General features: G+C 63.8%; 13 protein-coding genes and 1 tRNA gene. 7 read left to right on the top strand and 7 right to left on the bottom strand.

Going from position 1 to position 16,122, the window contains the following annotated elements; all coding sequences use genetic code 11:
- Window positions 1-242 precede the first annotated feature (242 nt).
- Complete coding sequence (gene gltB, locus C8J36_RS15200; RefSeq protein ID WP_245506579.1) at window positions 243-4,994, bottom strand: glutamate synthase large subunit; 4,752 nt, start codon at window positions 4,992-4,994, stop codon at window positions 243-245.
- Window positions 4,995-5,581: 587 nt separating this feature from the next.
- Here gltB and C8J36_RS15205 point away from each other — a divergent pair.
- Window positions 5,582-6,637: a low specificity L-threonine aldolase gene (locus C8J36_RS15205; RefSeq protein ID WP_132536078.1), complete on the top strand. Its 1,056-nt coding sequence runs from the start codon at window positions 5,582-5,584 to the stop codon at window positions 6,635-6,637.
- Window positions 6,638-6,714: 77 nt separating this feature from the next.
- Here the strand turns inward: C8J36_RS15205 and C8J36_RS15210 are convergent, their stop codons facing one another.
- Window positions 6,715-7,191, bottom strand: a complete 477-nt coding sequence (locus C8J36_RS15210; protein WP_132536080.1) for an Hsp20 family protein — start codon at window positions 7,189-7,191, stop codon at window positions 6,715-6,717.
- Between the two features lie 617 nt (window positions 7,192-7,808).
- Between C8J36_RS15210 and C8J36_RS15215 the strand changes: the two genes are divergently transcribed.
- Window positions 7,809-8,921: an alpha/beta hydrolase gene (locus C8J36_RS15215; RefSeq protein ID WP_082477305.1), complete on the top strand. Its 1,113-nt coding sequence runs from the start codon at window positions 7,809-7,811 to the stop codon at window positions 8,919-8,921.
- A gap of 14 nt (window positions 8,922-8,935) precedes the next feature.
- Here C8J36_RS15215 and hisN read toward each other — a convergent pair whose 3' ends face one another.
- Entirely contained in the window at window positions 8,936-9,709 is a 774-nt protein-coding gene (gene hisN / locus C8J36_RS15220) for a histidinol-phosphatase (protein WP_132536082.1), read from the bottom strand.
- A 413-nt stretch (window positions 9,710-10,122) separates the two neighbouring features.
- Complete coding sequence (locus tag C8J36_RS15225) at window positions 10,123-11,007, bottom strand: N-formylglutamate amidohydrolase (RefSeq protein ID WP_062595863.1); 885 nt, start codon at window positions 11,005-11,007, stop codon at window positions 10,123-10,125.
- Window positions 11,008-11,224: 217 nt separating this feature from the next.
- Here C8J36_RS15225 and cpdR1 point away from each other — a divergent pair, with 217 nt between their 5' ends.
- Both cpdR1 and C8J36_RS15235 read left to right on the top strand, forming a co-directional pair.
- Entirely contained in the window at window positions 11,225-11,587 is a 363-nt protein-coding gene (cpdR1, locus tag C8J36_RS15230; RefSeq protein ID WP_018327941.1) for a response regulator CpdR1, read from the top strand.
- Between the two features lie 106 nt (window positions 11,588-11,693).
- Window positions 11,694-11,768, top strand: a tRNA-Val gene (locus tag C8J36_RS15235).
- Window positions 11,769-11,831: 63 nt separating this feature from the next.
- Here the strand turns inward: C8J36_RS15235 and C8J36_RS15240 are convergent.
- Window positions 11,832-12,662, bottom strand: a complete 831-nt coding sequence (locus C8J36_RS15240; RefSeq protein WP_132536084.1) for a DUF1206 domain-containing protein — start codon at window positions 12,660-12,662, stop codon at window positions 11,832-11,834.
- 278 nt (window positions 12,663-12,940) lie between these two features.
- Here C8J36_RS15240 and C8J36_RS15245 point away from each other — a divergent pair, with 278 nt between their 5' ends.
- On the top strand, window positions 12,941-13,378 hold the full coding sequence (locus C8J36_RS15245; RefSeq protein ID WP_132536086.1) for a plastocyanin/azurin family copper-binding protein: 438 nt from the start codon (window positions 12,941-12,943) through the stop codon (window positions 13,376-13,378).
- Between the two features lie 150 nt (window positions 13,379-13,528).
- Window positions 13,529-13,756 (top strand): ribbon-helix-helix domain-containing protein, encoded by a 228-nt coding sequence (locus C8J36_RS15250; RefSeq protein ID WP_132536088.1) that lies wholly within the window; start codon window positions 13,529-13,531, stop codon window positions 13,754-13,756.
- A 73-nt stretch (window positions 13,757-13,829) separates the two neighbouring features.
- On the opposite strand, the gene C8J36_RS15255 is transcribed toward C8J36_RS15250, so the two are convergent.
- Entirely contained in the window at window positions 13,830-14,015 is a 186-nt protein-coding gene (locus C8J36_RS15255) for a hypothetical protein (protein ID WP_132536090.1), read from the bottom strand.
- A gap of 23 nt (window positions 14,016-14,038) precedes the next feature.
- Complete coding sequence (locus C8J36_RS15260) at window positions 14,039-14,854, bottom strand: endonuclease/exonuclease/phosphatase family protein (protein WP_132536092.1); 816 nt, start codon at window positions 14,852-14,854, stop codon at window positions 14,039-14,041.
- A gap of 242 nt (window positions 14,855-15,096) precedes the next feature.
- Between C8J36_RS15260 and C8J36_RS15265 the strand changes: the two genes are divergently transcribed.
- A complete protein-coding gene (locus C8J36_RS15265; protein WP_132536094.1) occupies window positions 15,097-16,068 on the top strand; it encodes a lysylphosphatidylglycerol synthase domain-containing protein in 972 nt (323 codons plus the stop codon).
- Window positions 16,069-16,122 lie beyond the last annotated feature (54 nt).

The raw sequence follows: 16,122 nt of genomic DNA on the forward strand, positions 1-16,122 counted from the left end.
CGGCAGCTTTTGATCCCGTTGTCGCCGGACCCGGCGAACGCTCCATCGCATGTCCCGGTGCCGAGACGGTCGCTGGTCCCGTGCCGGCAAGCTCTTGTCCCCGCGCTTCTGCGCCAACTGGCTGTCCGCAGACCGCTAGAGTTGGACCATGCAGGCCGGCTTCGGCCGCTGCCAGACGTGCGGAAGAGACGCCGGCCCGGAGACGACGGAGCCTTTTCCTTCGCCGGGGGCGGGGCCGCCGATTACTCGGCAGCCTCCGCCATTTTCATCCGCTCCATATCCTCGAGCGCCCGACGGTACTCGACCGGCATGACCTTGCGGAATTTCGGCCGGAAGTCCGCCCAGTTGTCGAGGATCTCCTTGGCGCGGGGCGAGCCCGTATAATGGAGATGGTTGGAGATCAGCTGCACCAGCCGCTCCTCGTCATGGCGCGTCATGTCGCCGGAGACGTCCACCATGCCCTTGTGCATGAGGTCGCCACCGTGATGATGCAGCTTTTCCAGCATGTCGTCTTCTTCCGGAACCGGCTGAAGCTCGACCATGGCCATGTTGCAGCGCTGCGGGAAGTCGGCGCTCTCGTCCAGCACATAGGCGACGCCGCCCGACATGCCGGCCGCGAAGTTGCGGCCGGTCTCGCCGAGCACGACCACCACGCCGCCCGTCATGTATTCGCAGCCATGGTCGCCCACGCCCTCGACCACCGCGATGGCGCCCGAGTTGCGCACGGCGAAGCGTTCACCGGCCACGCCGTTGAAGTAGCACTCGCCGGAAATCGCGCCGTAGAGCACCGTATTGCCGACGATGATCGATTCCGCCGCCTTGATCTTCGATGCCTCGGAGGGACGCACGACGATGCGACCGCCGGACAGGCCCTTGCCGACATAGTCATTGCCGTCGCCAATCAGGTCGAAGGTGATGCCGCGTGCGAGGAACGCACCGAACGACTGACCCGCCGTGCCGCGCAGCGTCACGAAGATCGTATCGTCCTTCAGCCCCTTGTGGCGCCAGCGCTTGGCCACTTCGCCCGACAGCATGGCGCCGGCCGAACGGTCGACGTTCTTGATCGTCGCCTCGATCTTCACCGGGGTCTTGGATTCCAGCGCCGGCATCGCTTCCGCGATCAGCTTCCGGTCGAGAATGTCGTGGATCGGATGGTTCTGCTTCTCCGTCCAGTAGGTCGCTTCCTTCGGCGCATCCACCTTGTAGAAGATGTTGGAGAAATCGAGCCCGTTCGCCTTCCAGTGCGAGATCAGCGTGTCCTTCTCCAGCAGTTCCGAGGCGCCGATGATGTCGTCGAACCTTGACACGCCGAGCGAGGCGAGGATTTCCCGGACCTCTTCGGCGACGAAGAAGAAGTAGTTGACCACATGCTCGGGCGCACCCTTGAAGCGCTTGCGCAGGACCGGGTCCTGCGTCGCCACGCCCACCGGACAGGTGTTCAGATGGCACTTGCGCATCATGATGCAGCCGGCGGCGATCAGCGGCGCGGTGGAGAAGCCGAACTCGTCGGCCCCCAGCAGCGCACCGATGATGACGTCGCGGCCGGTCTTCAGGCCGCCATCCACCTGCAGGGCGATGCGCGAGCGCAGGCCGTTCAGAACCAGCGTCTGGTGCGTCTCGGCAAGGCCGATTTCCCAGGGGCTGCCGGCATGCTTCAGCGATGTCAGCGGCGAGGCGCCGGTGCCGCCGTCGTAACCGGAGACGGTGATATGGTCGGCGCGCGCCTTGGCGACCCCGGCGGCAACCGTGCCGACGCCGACTTCCGAGACGAGCTTGACGGACACGTTGGCTTCCGGATTGACGTTCTTCAGGTCGTAGATCAGCTGGGCCAGATCTTCGATCGAATAGATGTCATGGTGCGGCGGCGGCGAGATGAGGCCGACGCCCGGCGTCGAATGCCGGGTCTTGGCGACGGTCGCGTCCACCTTGTGGCCGGGCAGCTGACCGCCTTCGCCGGGCTTTGCACCCTGCGCCACCTTGATCTGCAGCATGTCGGCATTGACGAGATATTCCGTCGTCACGCCGAAGCGGCCGGACGCCACCTGCTTGATCGCGGACCGTTCCGGGTTGGCCGAGCCGTCATGAAGCGGGAAGTAGCGATCGCTCTCCTCGCCGCCTTCGCCGGTGTTCGACTTGCCGCCGATCCGGTTCATGGCGACGGCGAGCGTCGTGTGCGCCTCGCGCGAGATGGAGCCGAACGACATCGCGCCGGTCGAGAAGCGCTTGACGATTTTGGCAGCCGGCTCGACCGCGTCGATCGAGATCGGCGTGCGGCCGAGACCGTCTGCACCCTTGATGGTGAAGAGCCCGCGAATGGTGTTCATGCGCAGAGCGTCGCCGTTCACCATGTCGGCGAACGCGCGGTAATGATCCTGCGCATTGCCGCGCACGGCATGCTGGAGCGAGGCGATCGAGTCCGGCGACCAGGCATGGCCTTCGCCGCGCATGCGGTAGGCATATTCGCCGCCGACATCCAGCGTGTTGGTCAGGACCGGATCGGGACCGAACGCCGCCTGGTGACGGTTGAAGGTCTCCTCGGCGATCTCCTTGAGGCCGATGCCTTCGATCTGCGTGGCCGTTCCGAAGAAATAGCGCTCGATCAGTGCGCTCGAAAGACCGACGGCATCGAAGATCTGCCCGCCGCAATAGGACTGGTAGGTCGAGATGCCCATCTTCGACATGACCTTGAGGATGCCCTTCCCCACGGCCTTGATGTAGCGATAGACGATCTCGCTGCCGTCGACTTCCTTGGGGAACTCGCCGCGCTTGTGCATGTCGGTCAGCGTGTCGAAGGCGAGATAGGGGTTGATCGCCTCGGCACCGTAGCCGGCGAGCAGCGCGAAGTGATGGATCTCGCGCGGCTCGCCCGATTCCACCACGAGGCCGACCGAGGTGCGAAGTCCCTTGCGGATCAGGTGATGGTGGACGGCCGCGGTTGCGAGCAGCGCCGGAATGGCGATGCGATCCGGGCCGACCTGGCGATCGGACAGCACGATGATGTTGTAGCCGCCCTTCACCGCCGCTTCCGCCCGTTCGCAGAGCCGGTCGAGAATTTCCGGCATGCCTTCGGCGCCGCGCGCGACGTCATAGGTGAAGTCGAGCGTCTTGGTGTCGAAACGGTCTTCCGTGTGGCCGATGGAGCGGATCTTTTCGAGATCGCCATTGGTCAGGATCGGCTGGCGCACTTCCAGCCGCTTGGCATGCGATGCCCCGACATGGTCGAGAATGTTCGGCCGCGGCCCGATGAAGGAGACGAGGCTCATCACCAGCTCTTCGCGGATCGGATCGATGGGCGGGTTGGTGACCTGCGCGAAGTTCTGCTTGAAATAGGTGTAGAGCAGCTTCGACTTCGACGACATGGCCGAGATCGGCGTATCCGTCCCCATCGAGCCGATCGCTTCCTGGCCGGTCGTCGCCATCGGCGACATCAGGATCTTCGTGTCTTCGAGCGTGTAGCCGAAGGCCTGCTGGCGATCGAGCAGCGACACGTCGCGGCGCAGCGCACGCGGCTCCACCGGCTTCAGTTCTTCGAGGATCAACTGCGTGTTGTCGAGCCACTTGCGATAGGGATGCTGGGCGGCGAGCGAGGACTTCACTTCCTCGTCGGAAATGATGCGGCCCTCTTCCATGTCGATCAGCAGCATCTTGCCCGGCTGGAGGCGCCACTTCTTGACGATGCTTTCCTCCGGCACAGGCAGCGTGCCGGCTTCGGATGCTAGGATGACGCGGTCGTCGTCGGTGACGAGGTAGCGGGCCGGACGCAGGCCGTTGCGGTCGAGCGTCGCGCCGATCTGGCGGCCATCGGTGAAACAGACCGCAGCCGGACCGTCCCACGGCTCCATCAGGGCGGCATGGTACTCGTAAAAGGCCTTGCGCTCGGCCCCCATCAGCTGGTTGCCGGCCCAGGCTTCGGGGATCAGCATCATCACCGCATGCGACAGCGAATAGCCGCCCTGCACGAGGAATTCGAGCGCGTTGTCGAAGCAGGCGGTGTCCGACTGCCCCTCGTAGGAGATCGGCCAGAGCTTGGAGATGTCGTCGCCGAAGAGCGGCGAGGACACGGAAGCCTGGCGCGCCGCCATCCAGTTGACGTTGGAGCGCAGCGTGTTGATCTCGCCGTTATGGGCGACCATGCGATAGGGATGCGCGAGCTTCCAGGACGGGAAGGTGTTGGTGGAGAAGCGCTGGTGCACGAGCGCGACCGCGCTCTCGAACCGCGGGTCTTCCAGATCCTTGAAATAGGCCGCGACCTGATAGGCGAGGAACATGCCCTTGTAGATGATCGTCTTCGACGACAGCGACACGGGATAGAAACCGGTTTCCGCACCCTTATAGGCATCGTAGATCCGGTTGGAGATGACCTTGCGCAGCGTGAACAGACGCCGCTCGAACTCGGCATTGGTCGCGGCATCGCGGCCGGCGCCGATGAACACCTGCACGTGACGCGGCTCGGTGGCGGCGATATGCGGCGCCTTCGACAGCGAGGCGTTATCGACCGGGACGTCGCGGAAGCCGAGCAGCGACTGCCCCTCTTCGGCAACGACATCGGCGATGACCTGCTTGAAATGCGCGATCTGCGCCTCGTCCTGCGGCATGAACAGGTAGCCGACGGCATAATCGCCGGCGCGCGGCAACGTCACGCCCTGCGCGGCCATTTCCTCACGGAAGAAACGGTCCGGAATCTGCACCAGAATGCCGGCGCCATCGCCCATCAGCGGATCGGCACCGACGGCACCGCGATGCGTCAGGTTTTCGAGGATGAACAGGCCGTCGCGCACGATCTGGTGCGACTTGACGCCCTTCATATGCGCGACGAACCCGACGCCGCAGGCATCGTGCTCGTTGCGCGGATCGTAGAGACCCTGCTTGGCCGGCAGGCCACCCTTGTAGGTATTCGCAGGGAAAGCTTTCGGGAAAACGGCCGTCGTCGTCGCGGTGGCGTCAGCCTCTACGCGATGGGATGCGGCGTCATGTGATGGCGTGATCTGCGTCATCGTCTTCCCTCCAGTTGCGGCCCTCGTCTCTCGGGCCTGCCGTCGTCGGGGCGCACGCGCGGCTTCAAACACGCGGTGACGCCCGGTCTATCGTTGCATGATCCTGTGCCGCTCGCAAACGAAGCTTGGCGGTGTCGGGTCAGAAGATCCGCGACCATTTGACAGGGAGCACCGGCGTCGCGCCGGACGCGCAGAGAAAAGCCGGATGGCTCGCCGCGCGAAGAGTGTTTCCCTGCACCGGCCCCGCGCCGCTTGGATGTGCGCTTCGGGCCATTCGGTCTTCAGACCGAAATAGGACAGCAAGCCTGTCCTATTTCACAGGCTCTATGCCAGAAAGCTCCGGTCACTGCAAGAGATCGCCTTCAAATAATCGGCGTCATCGATCCAAAAATGTCGGACATCGCGAGATTGACGAAAGAATGTTGCGTGACCGGCGCGCAGACTTTCCTTTGGTTTCAAACTGGTCTGCAATTGTCCTGATCGGGACGGCCGGGATTGATTGCCGGCTCCGGCGGATTATGGTCTCGCGAGGGTTCGGCGCGTGCGCCTTTGGGCCCGCCCTTTTCTCTCGACCATCGGAAGCTTGCATGATCTTCTCCTCCGACAACTGGGCCGGCGCCCATCCCCTCATCGCGGAAAGCCTGGTCAAGGCGGCTCCGGGCTTTGCCCCCGCCTATGGCACGAGCCCGCTCGACCGAAGGGTCGAGGCGATGCTGGCCGAGGTGTTCGAACGGGAGGTCGCCGTTTTCATCGTCGGAACGGGCACGGCGGCAAATTCGCTCGCCTTTGCCAGCGTCACGCGGCCCGGCGGGCACGTGTTCTGCCACCGCGAGGCGCATGTGAATTCGGACGAATGCGGTGCACCGGAGTTCTTCTCGCTCGGCGCACGCATGGCGCCGGTCGATGGCGCGTTCGGCAAGATGGACCCGGAGCGACTCGAAGCGGAGATCAAGCGGTTTCCCCCGGGCTTCGTCCATGCCGGACAGCCGATGGCCGTGACGCTGACGCAGGCGACCGAAGCCGGCACGGTCTACACGCTGGATGAGATTTCCGCGATTTCCGAGATCGCGCAGCGCTACAGCCTGCCGCTGCACATGGACGGCGCGCGCTTTGCCAATGCGCTGGTCGCGCTCGATGCGACGCCGGCCGAAATGACCTGGAAACGCGGCGTCGACATTCTCTCCTTCGGCGGCACCAAGAACGGTTGCTGGTGTGCGGAGGCGCTGATCCTGTTCGACCCCTCGAAGACCGGCGATATGCCGTATCTGCGCAAGCGCTCGGCTCAGCTCTTTTCCAAGACCCGCTTCGTTTCCGCCCAGCTCGAGGCCTATCTCGACAAGGATCTCTGGCTCGACCTCGCGCGGCACGCAAACGCCATGGCCAAGCGCATGGCCGACGGCATCGCCGACAGCAACAGCGCCCGCCTCGCCTGGCCGTCGAATGCCAACGAGCTGTTCGTGATTCTGAAAACGTCGAATGCCGAGGCGCTGAAGGAGAAGGGCGCGCTGTTCTATCCCTGGCCCGTGCCGCACGCGCTGGCGGGCACGCTCGCCGCCGACGAGGGGCTCTATCGCCTGGTCACCAGCTTCGCCACGGAGCCGGGCGATGTCGACGCCTTCCTCGAAGGTTGCCGTAGCGCCTGAGACGTCGAGACCCGGCAACGAAAAACGGCGCCCCTCACGGGACGCCGTCTCTTCCACTCAGAGTGATAGGCCGTCGATCAGTTGACGCTGGCTTCGACCTGATTGGCTTCGATCTGCTTCGGTGCGCTCTGGGCGGCCGAGATCTCGATGCGGCGCGGCTTGGCAGCTTCAGGGATCTCGCGCAGGAGATCGATGTGCAGCAGGCCGTTCTTCAGGGAAGCGGAGCGGATTTCCACATATTCGGCCAGCTGGAAGCGGCGCTCGAAGGCGCGCTTGGCAATGCCGCGATACAGGAACTGGTTTTCGGCCGTTTCTTCCTCGCTCTTTTCGCCCTTGACCGTCAGCGTATGTTCCTTGGCTTCGATCGAAAGCTCGCTTTCATCGAAACCGGCAACCGCCATGGTGATCCGGTAGGTGTTTTCGCCGGTCCGCTCGATATTGTAGGGCGGATAGCTCTGCGACTGGTCGGGCTGGCCGAGACTGTCGAGCATGGTGAACAGCCGGTCGAAGCCGACGGTGGAGCGGTAGAGGGGAGAAAAATCAACGTGACGCATGGTGTCCTCACTAAACGAGCAACGAGTTGCGATGTCTGGCCCGTCATCCCGTAAGCGGCGATGGCAAGACCGGTGGCCGGGCCCTCTTCGGCGCCCGTGATCCTGAGATGGGAACGACCTTTTCGGCCGTCAAGAGGCGTCTGAACGACAAAATTATCGGCATCGTCACATTTTTTCGCATCGCCTCCCCTGCTGGCAAACCCTTGATTTTATGCATTGGGATGACCAAGGGAGACAGTCTCGCGTGACATAAACGGGGGATGAACGGCCGGTTCCGTTTCGGTTCACCTGCGCTCGGCTAGAACAGCATTCATCGGAACAGGAGCAAGACACGCAGCCGGATCGTCCCTGAAAGGTTGCAGTCCCCGTTGCGCTTCTGTTTCGCCCTTCCGGGCCGGACGCGGCTCCCCGCCGCTCCGGCCCCTTTTTCTTTTGGAACATCGGGCAAGACCAGTCCGTCCAGATGGCCTCGCTCTTTGACCGGCGGTCGTCCCTGGAATATTTCTGACGTCCCGGACGCGACCACTCGCCGCATCGTCCATCGTTCACCTGCGTGAAAGGACGACCGTCTAGGATGACGTTGCCGCCGCATGCCGAGACCGCCGATCGGACCCCTGATGCAGAAAACCTCCGCGACGCAACGACCTGACCCCGCCACGCCGACCGGTGCCGTCGCCGCGACCGCAACGCGACCGGCCGACGGTCCGCGTGCCGACGATACGACGCAGTTGACGCCGCGGCTGTTTCCGACGCCGGACAATCCGATACCGCCCGCCGCCGCAGATCCGCGACGCCATACCGTCGGCTTCTTCACCGGCACCGGCGGGCGGCGCCTGCGCTACGCCGTGTTCCGCAGCGGCGACACCGCCGCCAAGGGCACGGTCGTCCTCCTTCACGGGCGCAACGAATCGATCGAGAAATATTTCGAGATGATCGGCGACCTCCTGGCCCGCGGCCTCTGGGTTGCGACCTTCGACTGGCGTGGGCAGGCCGGATCGGAGCGTCTGCTGAAGCAATTGCGCCGCGGCCATGTGCGCCGCTTCTCCGACTATGAGCAGGATCTGTCGATCTTTCTCGAAAAGATCGTGCTGCCGGATACGCGCCTGCCGTTTTTCCTGATCGCCCATTCCATGGGTGCCCTCGTGGCGCTGGCCCAGGCACCGCGGCTGGCAACGCGCATCGACCGCATGGTGCTGAATGCGCCCTTCGTGGCGCTCGGCAACCAGCGCATGAGCCATGGCAAGATCGGCCTGCTCTCGGCCGTGGTCAGCCTCTTCGGCCTCGGCGCTCTGGCCTTGTCGAAGGAGCAGCCCATGCTCTTCCCGCAGAATCTCGTTTCCACGGACCCCGTGCGCTACGCCCGCAACGCCGCGATCGCGCAGGCCCATCCGGAACTGGCGCTGGGAGCCCCCAGCGCACGCTGGCTGCACGAAACCTTTCGCGCCATCCGCCGCGTCACGCGCCGCGAGCACCTGACGCGCATCACCGTGCCGACGCTGCTGCTCGCCCCGACCCGCGACCGGCTGGTGCCCTATGCGGCCATCGAGTCCCTGGCCCGCAACTTTCGCGCCGCCACCCTCATCCCCATCGACGGCGCCCGGCATGAGGTTTTCCAGGAGGACGACCGCTACCGCGCACAGGCCATGGCCGCCATCGATGCCTTTATCCCCGGCAGCACCGGCCCGGACGTCACGGAAAGCCTGAGCGGCGACGATATGCTGGTGCTCTGAACGCCGAAAGCGCGTCAGCCCCGCAGGATGGCCAGAGCCTCGGCATGAAGCGCCGCACTGCCGGCCGCGATCACCTCGCCGCCCATTTCCGCCCGGCCCCCGTTCCAGTCGGTCACGATGCCGCCCGCCTGCTCGATCAGCGGAATGAGGCCACCGACGTCATAAGGCTTCAGACCGGCTTCGATGACGAGGTCGATATGCCCGGCCGCCAGCAGCGCGAAGGCGTAGCAATCGCAGCCGTAGCGGGCGAGCCGCACTTTATCCTGCACCGCCTCGAATTTCGTCTTGATGTCGCCGTGATAGAGATAGGGCGACGTCGTGAACATCGTCGCCTCGGACAGCGCCCCGCAGTCGCGCGTGGAAAGCGTCCGCGCGCCCTCGGGCCCCCGATAATGCGTGACGCCATCGGCCGCAAAGAAGCGCTCGCCGGTGAACGGCTGGTCCATCAGACCCATCACGGCGCGGCCCTTGTGGTAGAGGCCGATCAGCGTGCCCCAGACCGGCAGGCCGGAAATGAAGGCGCGCGTGCCGTCGATCGGATCGATGACCCAGACGTAATCGCGGTCGGCACCCACCGTGCCATATTCCTCGCCGAGAATACCGTGGTCGGGAAACGTCTCCTCGATCAGCACACGAATGGCCCGCTCCGCCGCCTGGTCGCCCTCCGTCACCGGATCGAAACCGGTCTCGAGTTTGTTGGCAACGCCGACACCCGTGCGAAACCGCGGCAGGGTCTCGGCCTTGGCTGCATCGGCCAGGCGATCGAAGAACGGACGGTCCGGCAGCATGGCACTCTCCTGGAAACGACCCGCACGGGGCCCGACATGACGTTGCGCATGCTTAGACGAATTTATTTTCAAAAGAAAATGCAGAACAAGTTTTCAGCAGTTTCGCCATGCGCCGCACACGCCATATGCAGACGGCGATGCTTCACCCGATTTTTCGCACGATTATTGGGCAATTTCAAAAATTATCAAACAAATGCCGACTGTTAGCATGTCACCGATTCGTCATGGGATCGGATGTGGCCTTGACAATGGTGCGTCGCAATATCAAACTCTTCTGACAGTCATTCGTGGCTGTAAATACCCTCCTTGGGTGTTTCCTCCCTAGACTTAACCGCGCCAAGAGCGCGGTTTTTTTTGGCCGGTTGCCATCGCGGATCAAGGGATCGGCAGGTCGGGCGTCGCTCAGGGAAAATCTATTCCGCGGCGAGCGGCAGGCTCTCGGTCGAGCCCTCGACATGGGCTGCAAACTCCGCGAAGAACGTGCCGAGCAGGTGCGCCAGCCAATCGAATTCCGGCTTCTTCACCAGCGTCGTCTCGTCCACGTAGAGCGCACGGTTGATCTCGATCTGCAGGGCATGCAGGCCACGGGTCGGGCGGCCGTAATGTTCGGTGATGAAGCCGCCGGCATAGGGCTTGTTGCGCGTCACCGTAAAGCCGAGATCTTCGAGCAGAGTCACCGCCATCCGGGAAAGATCGGCCGAGGCACTGGTGCCGTAGCGATCGCCGATGATGATATCCGGCCGCACGCCGCTGCCGGCCACCCGAACGTTGCCGGGCATGGAATGGCAATCGATCAGGATCGCCCGCCCGAACAGCACATGCGTGCGCGCGATCAGCCGCCGGAGCGTCGCATGATAGGGCTTGTAAATCGTTTCGACCCGTTCCAGCGCATGCTCGACCGGCATGCGGGTGCGGTAGATTTCCATATTCTCGGCCACCAGGCGCGGGATGGTGCCCAGCCCGCCGGCAACCCGCATGGAACTGATATTGGCATGCGGCGGCAGCGCGCCGTCGAACATGCGCGGATCGAGCTCATAGGGTTCGCGATTGACGTCGAGAAAGGCCCGCGGGAAATGCGCCACCAGCATCGGTGCGCCGAGCCCGACCGCACGGCCGAAAAGCTCGTCCACATAATGATCCTCGGAGCGGCGGATGGCGCGCGCATCGAGCCGCGACTGCGCGAGAAACGCGTCGCTATAGAGCCTGCCGCTATGCGGGGAGTTGAAAACAAAGGGGATTTTCTGATGGTCCGGCTCGCGAACGCAAAACAGATCGTGCTCCCGAACCGTCTCCTCCATCGCGATCCTTTTTACCATGTCATCATCTTGCCGCTTCGTTCATGTTGCCAGTTGGCCGCATCTGTGTCCATAGTCGCCCCTCACGACGGTTGCGGGCACGCGCGTCGATCGGTCTTGACGTCCGGTCTTCACGGGATATTTACCCCATTGCGGTTTCATGAGGCGACCGCACCTTCCCGTCATAGAATAAGACCTAGACAGCAACGGCTGGAAATCCATGAGTCCCAAAATTCTCCTCGCAGAAGACGACAACGACATGCGCCGTTTCCTGGTGAAGGCGCTGGAAAAAGCCGGTTACAAGGTCCTTTCCTTCGACAACGGCGCCAGTGCCTATGACCGTCTGCGGGAAGAGCCCTTTTCGCTCCTCCTCACCGACATCGTCATGCCGGAAATGGACGGGATCGAACTTGCGCGTCGCGCGACCGAACTCGATCCCGACCTCAAGGTCATGTTCATCACCGGCTTCGCCGCCGTGGCGCTGAACCCCGACAGCAAGGCCCCGAAGGACGCCAAGGTCCTCTCCAAGCCCTTCCACCTTCGCGACCTGGTCGACGAAGTGAACAAGATGCTGGCCGCCTGACAAGGCGCCGGCGTCAGGCCCCGCACCGGCCCTTCCCTTTTGTCAAAAAAGCATCACGATGCCTGTTGACGCTCAAAAAGGTTTGTGGTCTATGCGCGGCACGGATGGGCGTGTAGCTCAGCGGGAGAGCACTACGTTGACATCGTAGGGGTCACAGGTTCAATCCCTGTCACGCCCACCATCCTTTTCAAAAGCCCTGTTTCGACAGGGCTTTTTGCGTTTTTGGGTTTGGTCGCGAGGCGCTTTAGGACAGCCGGTCGACGGCGGAGGCGGCTTTGGCGACGCCGCGCTTGACGTCGCCCTGTTCCGGGGCATCGATGCGGCGATACCGGGCCTCGATGAAGCTGTAGAGGCCGAACGCCACCAGACCGGCGGCCGCCAGAGCATAGAGCGCGGTGCCCGATGGCAGGTTGCGGACCCAGTCCAATGCCTCGGGCACGCTGCCGGCCTGTTCCGAATCGACCATGATCGCTGCGAACACGAAAAACCCGCCGGTGATGGACAGCACGAGCCCGCGCGCGGCAAGGCCGAAGACGGAGATGCCGCCAAGGAGATCGCTCTTGCCGGACGGCAGCGAGAGACGCTCGCGATATTTTCCCGAAATGCCGCGCCAGGCCTGAACGGCGCCGGCCGCAAGGATGATGAGCCCAAGAGCGCCGACGAGAAACCGGCCGAACGGCTGCTGCATCAGCCAGGTCGCAGGGCTGCCTCCGCCACCCGATGCGTCTCCTGACGCGAGGACCAGCCGCGCGGCCGCCAGAGCCAACGTGGCGTTGATGACGCCGCTTGCGAGATTGCCAGCGCGCGCCAGATAGCCTTTCGGGCTGTTCTCCTGACTGTCGGCATTGAGAAGCGCCTGCGCCAGGCGCCAGAGAACATGCCCGACCAGCCCGATGGCGACGGTTGCCAGGAGAAAGCGCCCGAAAGGCTGCCCGAGCAGATTGGAGAGCGCGCCGTGCGTGCTCGCCTCCTCTCCCGAAGACGACCCGATAAGGGCGATCAGACCGAGCGTGATGTAAACGACGCCGCGGGCTGCATATCCCCACCGGGCGAGAAATTCGAACTTGTTGGTCATCGTCGCCTCGATCCCGAGCCGCACGCTTGTCGGTTCAGCAGGATGCAAAACCCCCAGCCGTGCGATCAGTCTGTTCTTCGCAGGGAAGATTGACCGGCCGGGCGAATTTTCAATGACTGTGCAAAGTCGGGGACGGTGCAAAGTGTGGACGGCCGCCCGGAGCCTCGCCTCGCCCGGACGGGTGATCGACAGGCTCTGTCGGCCAACATCGCCTTTCGCGGCCCTCCTGCCGATGTTCGTTCCCGCACGGCGCGAGATTTGTCATAAAGGATACTTCCATGACCTCTTATTCCCGCTCGGCGCTTTCTTTCGTTACAGCCGCCGGATTTGCCCTTCTCAGCACGACAGCCTTTGCCGCCAACACGATCAAAGTCGTGGAAAGCGGCGAAGGCGGCGGCGAGATGGGGCTGAGCCTGGAGCCTGCGACCGTCACGGCAGGGACTGCCGTGTTCAGCGTGCACAATGCGGCCGCCGTCGAGGAGCACGAAATGATCGTCGTGCGGCTGAAGTCGCCCGACCAGAAAATCCCACTGAACACGGCCAAGCACCGCGTCGACGAGGCCAAGCTGAAGAGCCTCGGCGAGGTGGAAGACCTGAAACCGGGTTCTGATGGCCAGCTGAAGACGAGCCTGAAGGCCGGCACCTACCTGGTGTTCTGCAATATCAAGGGTCACTACGAAGCCGGCATGCAGGCCAAGCTGACGGTCACGCCGTAACGCCCGACGCGAGCCTGTCCGGTGGCGACGATCACCGGACAGGCTGCCTCGACGGTGCGCACGCCTCCGGGGTTCGACCCATCCGCCGCCGGAACGTTTTGCACCGGGCGGACGTTGTTTGCCATCGACCCGACCAGCGAGGCGTGCGCCATGACAAATTTTCCCGATGATCTCGAAGCCGCTCTTTCGGCCCACGCGCGACAGCAGAACATTTCCCGAGACGAGGCCATCCGGCGCATCGTTCGCGAGTGGATGCGAACCCATGGGTTTCTCGCGGAGACGGATGAGGACGAAACGCCGCCGTCTCCCGCTCCCGGCAAGCCGGATCCGGAATTCGTACAGTATCCCGGCTATTTCAAAGGCGATGGCAGCCTCTGAAAGGGTCTGGCACGCAACACAAAAATAGGGCCGCTCCATCTCTGGAACGGCCCTTATGAATACTCTTGGAGCCTCACGCGATCCCGGCGGGGTCCCCGATAGGCAACAAGGCGGGATCGTTCGGGTTCTTCGTGTCGCCGGGTGCGATCACGGGCGGCACCGGAGAGCTGTCCTGACCGCGATCCGGAAGTCCGGGGGTCGAGGTCGGTCCGCGCGGCGTATCGGGTTCGGGCGTCGGAAGCGGGTCACGATTTGGCATGATCTCATCCTTTCCAATTGCGTTCACGAGATTAACGGCCCGGCTTGGCGATGGTTCCGACGGGTGGTTTCGAAGTTTCGGGAGCCGCCGATCCGCAGGCTTGCCTGCAGCGGCAGGTGGTCGGAGGCGATCCGGGAGAGCGGCGTGCGCACGGCCGCCACTGACAGGGTCTCGATACCCTGCGAGACGAAGATATGGTCGAGCCGCAGAAGCGGGAAGCGCGAGGGAAAGGTCGGCCCGATCCGCGTGTTTTGCCCTGACGATGTCCCTTGATCGTCACGCACCCGGACAGGCGGAAGCCGACGCTTCAGAAGCCCGTAGGCCACGGAGGACGGGATGGCGTTGAAATCTCCGGTGAGGATGACCGGCTGGTCGCGGCACGCGTCGTTGCCGATCCACGCGTCGCCCAGAAGGGCCTCGGCCTGGCGGCGGCGCTCGCCACGTCTCAGACCGAAATGCGTGTTGAAGATCTGCACGGGGCGTCCGTCCACCTCCACTTCCACCCAGAGCGCACCGCGCGTCTCGCCCACGGACGGGATCGCACCGGCCTTGACCAGCCGCGACGGCAGTGCTGTCAGGATGGCGTCGCCATACTGCTCTTCGCGCACATGCAGCGCCGGGTGGAAATGCGACGTCACCTTCAAAAGGTCGGCAATCCGCGCCGCTTGATCGATACCGCCGGTGCGGGCGCGGCCGACATCGAGCTCCTGCAGCGCGATCACGTCCGGCCGCGCCGCCGCGATGACCTCGGCGATGCGTTCCGGATCCATCCGCCGGTCCGTGCCGATGCAGCTGTGAACATTATAGGTCAGGATCGACAGCACGCTCGGCGGCTGCATGAGGGATTCGTCACCTCGTCCTGACGGGTAGGCGCCGGGGGAGGTCTTGGGAATGAAAGGGAGGGTGGAAGACGGGACGGGATGTTCGGACATGGCGAGGGAACCCGATGGGGGGCCAATTCGTTCCGTGCGACAGTGCCGTCGCGGTCGTCGCGACGGCGTCCTGATGTTGAACGTGCAGGAGCATCACGATGCCTGCCGTTCAAGCGTCAGCCAGCAGTTCTTGAGAGAGCGACCATCGAATGAGCCTTCGCCTTATCTTCCGCGTGGTCGCCGTCGCGGCCGTTCTCTTCGCCTTCTATCTGCTGTTCCAGACGCTGCGTCAGTACACGCTGGATGAGATCCTGACGGCATTGCGGGCCATTCCGATCTCGCATCTTCTGCTCGGTCTCGCGTTTGCCGCAGCGTCCTATGCCTGTCTCTCCTGCTTCGATGCGCTCGGCGTGCGCTACACGGGCAAGCGCCTGCCCTTTTACAAGACGGCCTTGGCCTCCTTCGTCAGCCTGTCGATCGGCCATAATGTCGGCGTCGCCGCGCTCAGCAGCGGCGCGGTCCGATATCGTTACTACGCCCGCTGGGGCCTGACCGCCGAGGATGTTGCAAAGATCGTGCTCTTCTGCGGTGTGACGGTCGCGCTCGGCCTCATGACGCTCGGCGGCGCCAGCCTGTTGCTGCGCCCGCAGGATGCGGCCGACATGACCGGGCTGAGCCGCAGCGCCGTCTTCGCCATCGGCATCGCTTCGCTGATCGCACCTGTCGTCTATCTCGTGCTGTCGGCCTTTGTCCGCAAGCCGCTGACGATCAGGAGCTGGAGCTTCGACCTGCCGAAGCTGCCGATCGCTGCCGCGCAGGTCGTGGTGGGCACGCTCAACTTCGCCTTCGTGGCCGCCAGCCTTCACCAGATGCTCTCGGCCTTCGCCGAGGCCGGTTACCTCAAGGTCGCCTCCGTCTCGATCATCGCAAACGTCGCCGCCATCATCAGCCATGTCCCCGGCGGCATCGGCGTTCTCGAAGCGACGGTCGCGCATATCCTGCCGGGCGCGGAATCCGTTGCGGCCGTCATCGCCTTTCGGGTGATCTACTACTTCATCCCCCTCGCCATCGGACTGCCGACCCTGCTGATCAGCGAACTCGTGACGAAGAAAAAGTCCGCCCGTGCCGCGGCGGACGAGAGCGACGAATTGGACGGCCGTCACGCAGGTTCGCCTGCCTGACGACGTCTCCATTGCATAGGATGCTGATGAAGGCGCATCGCACGAGACGTGCGG

The sequence above is a fragment of the Rhizobium sp. PP-F2F-G48 genome, assembly GCF_004342335.1.
Taxonomy (GTDB): Bacteria; Pseudomonadota; Alphaproteobacteria; order Rhizobiales; family Rhizobiaceae; genus Ferranicluibacter.

Coding starts and splice junctions, on each gene's coding strand:
- gltB (WP_245506579.1), bottom strand. CDS start 4,994: ATGACGCAGATCACGCCATCACATGACGCCGCATCCCATCGCGTAGAG.
- C8J36_RS15205 (WP_132536078.1), top strand. CDS start 5,582: ATGATCTTCTCCTCCGACAACTGGGCCGGCGCCCATCCCCTCATCGCG.
- C8J36_RS15210 (WP_132536080.1), bottom strand. CDS start 7,191: ATGCGTCACGTTGATTTTTCTCCCCTCTACCGCTCCACCGTCGGCTTC.
- C8J36_RS15215 (WP_082477305.1), top strand. CDS start 7,809: ATGCAGAAAACCTCCGCGACGCAACGACCTGACCCCGCCACGCCGACC.
- hisN (WP_132536082.1), bottom strand. CDS start 9,709: ATGCTGCCGGACCGTCCGTTCTTCGATCGCCTGGCCGATGCAGCCAAG.
- C8J36_RS15225 (WP_062595863.1), bottom strand. CDS start 11,007: ATGGAGGAGACGGTTCGGGAGCACGATCTGTTTTGCGTTCGCGAGCCG.
- cpdR1 (WP_018327941.1), top strand. CDS start 11,225: ATGAGTCCCAAAATTCTCCTCGCAGAAGACGACAACGACATGCGCCGT.
- C8J36_RS15240 (WP_132536084.1), bottom strand. CDS start 12,662: ATGACCAACAAGTTCGAATTTCTCGCCCGGTGGGGATATGCAGCCCGC.
- C8J36_RS15245 (WP_132536086.1), top strand. CDS start 12,941: ATGACCTCTTATTCCCGCTCGGCGCTTTCTTTCGTTACAGCCGCCGGA.
- C8J36_RS15250 (WP_132536088.1), top strand. CDS start 13,529: ATGACAAATTTTCCCGATGATCTCGAAGCCGCTCTTTCGGCCCACGCG.
- C8J36_RS15255 (WP_132536090.1), bottom strand. CDS start 14,015: ATGCCAAATCGTGACCCGCTTCCGACGCCCGAACCCGATACGCCGCGC.
- C8J36_RS15260 (WP_132536092.1), bottom strand. CDS start 14,854: ATGCAGCCGCCGAGCGTGCTGTCGATCCTGACCTATAATGTTCACAGC.
- C8J36_RS15265 (WP_132536094.1), top strand. CDS start 15,097: ATGAGCCTTCGCCTTATCTTCCGCGTGGTCGCCGTCGCGGCCGTTCTC.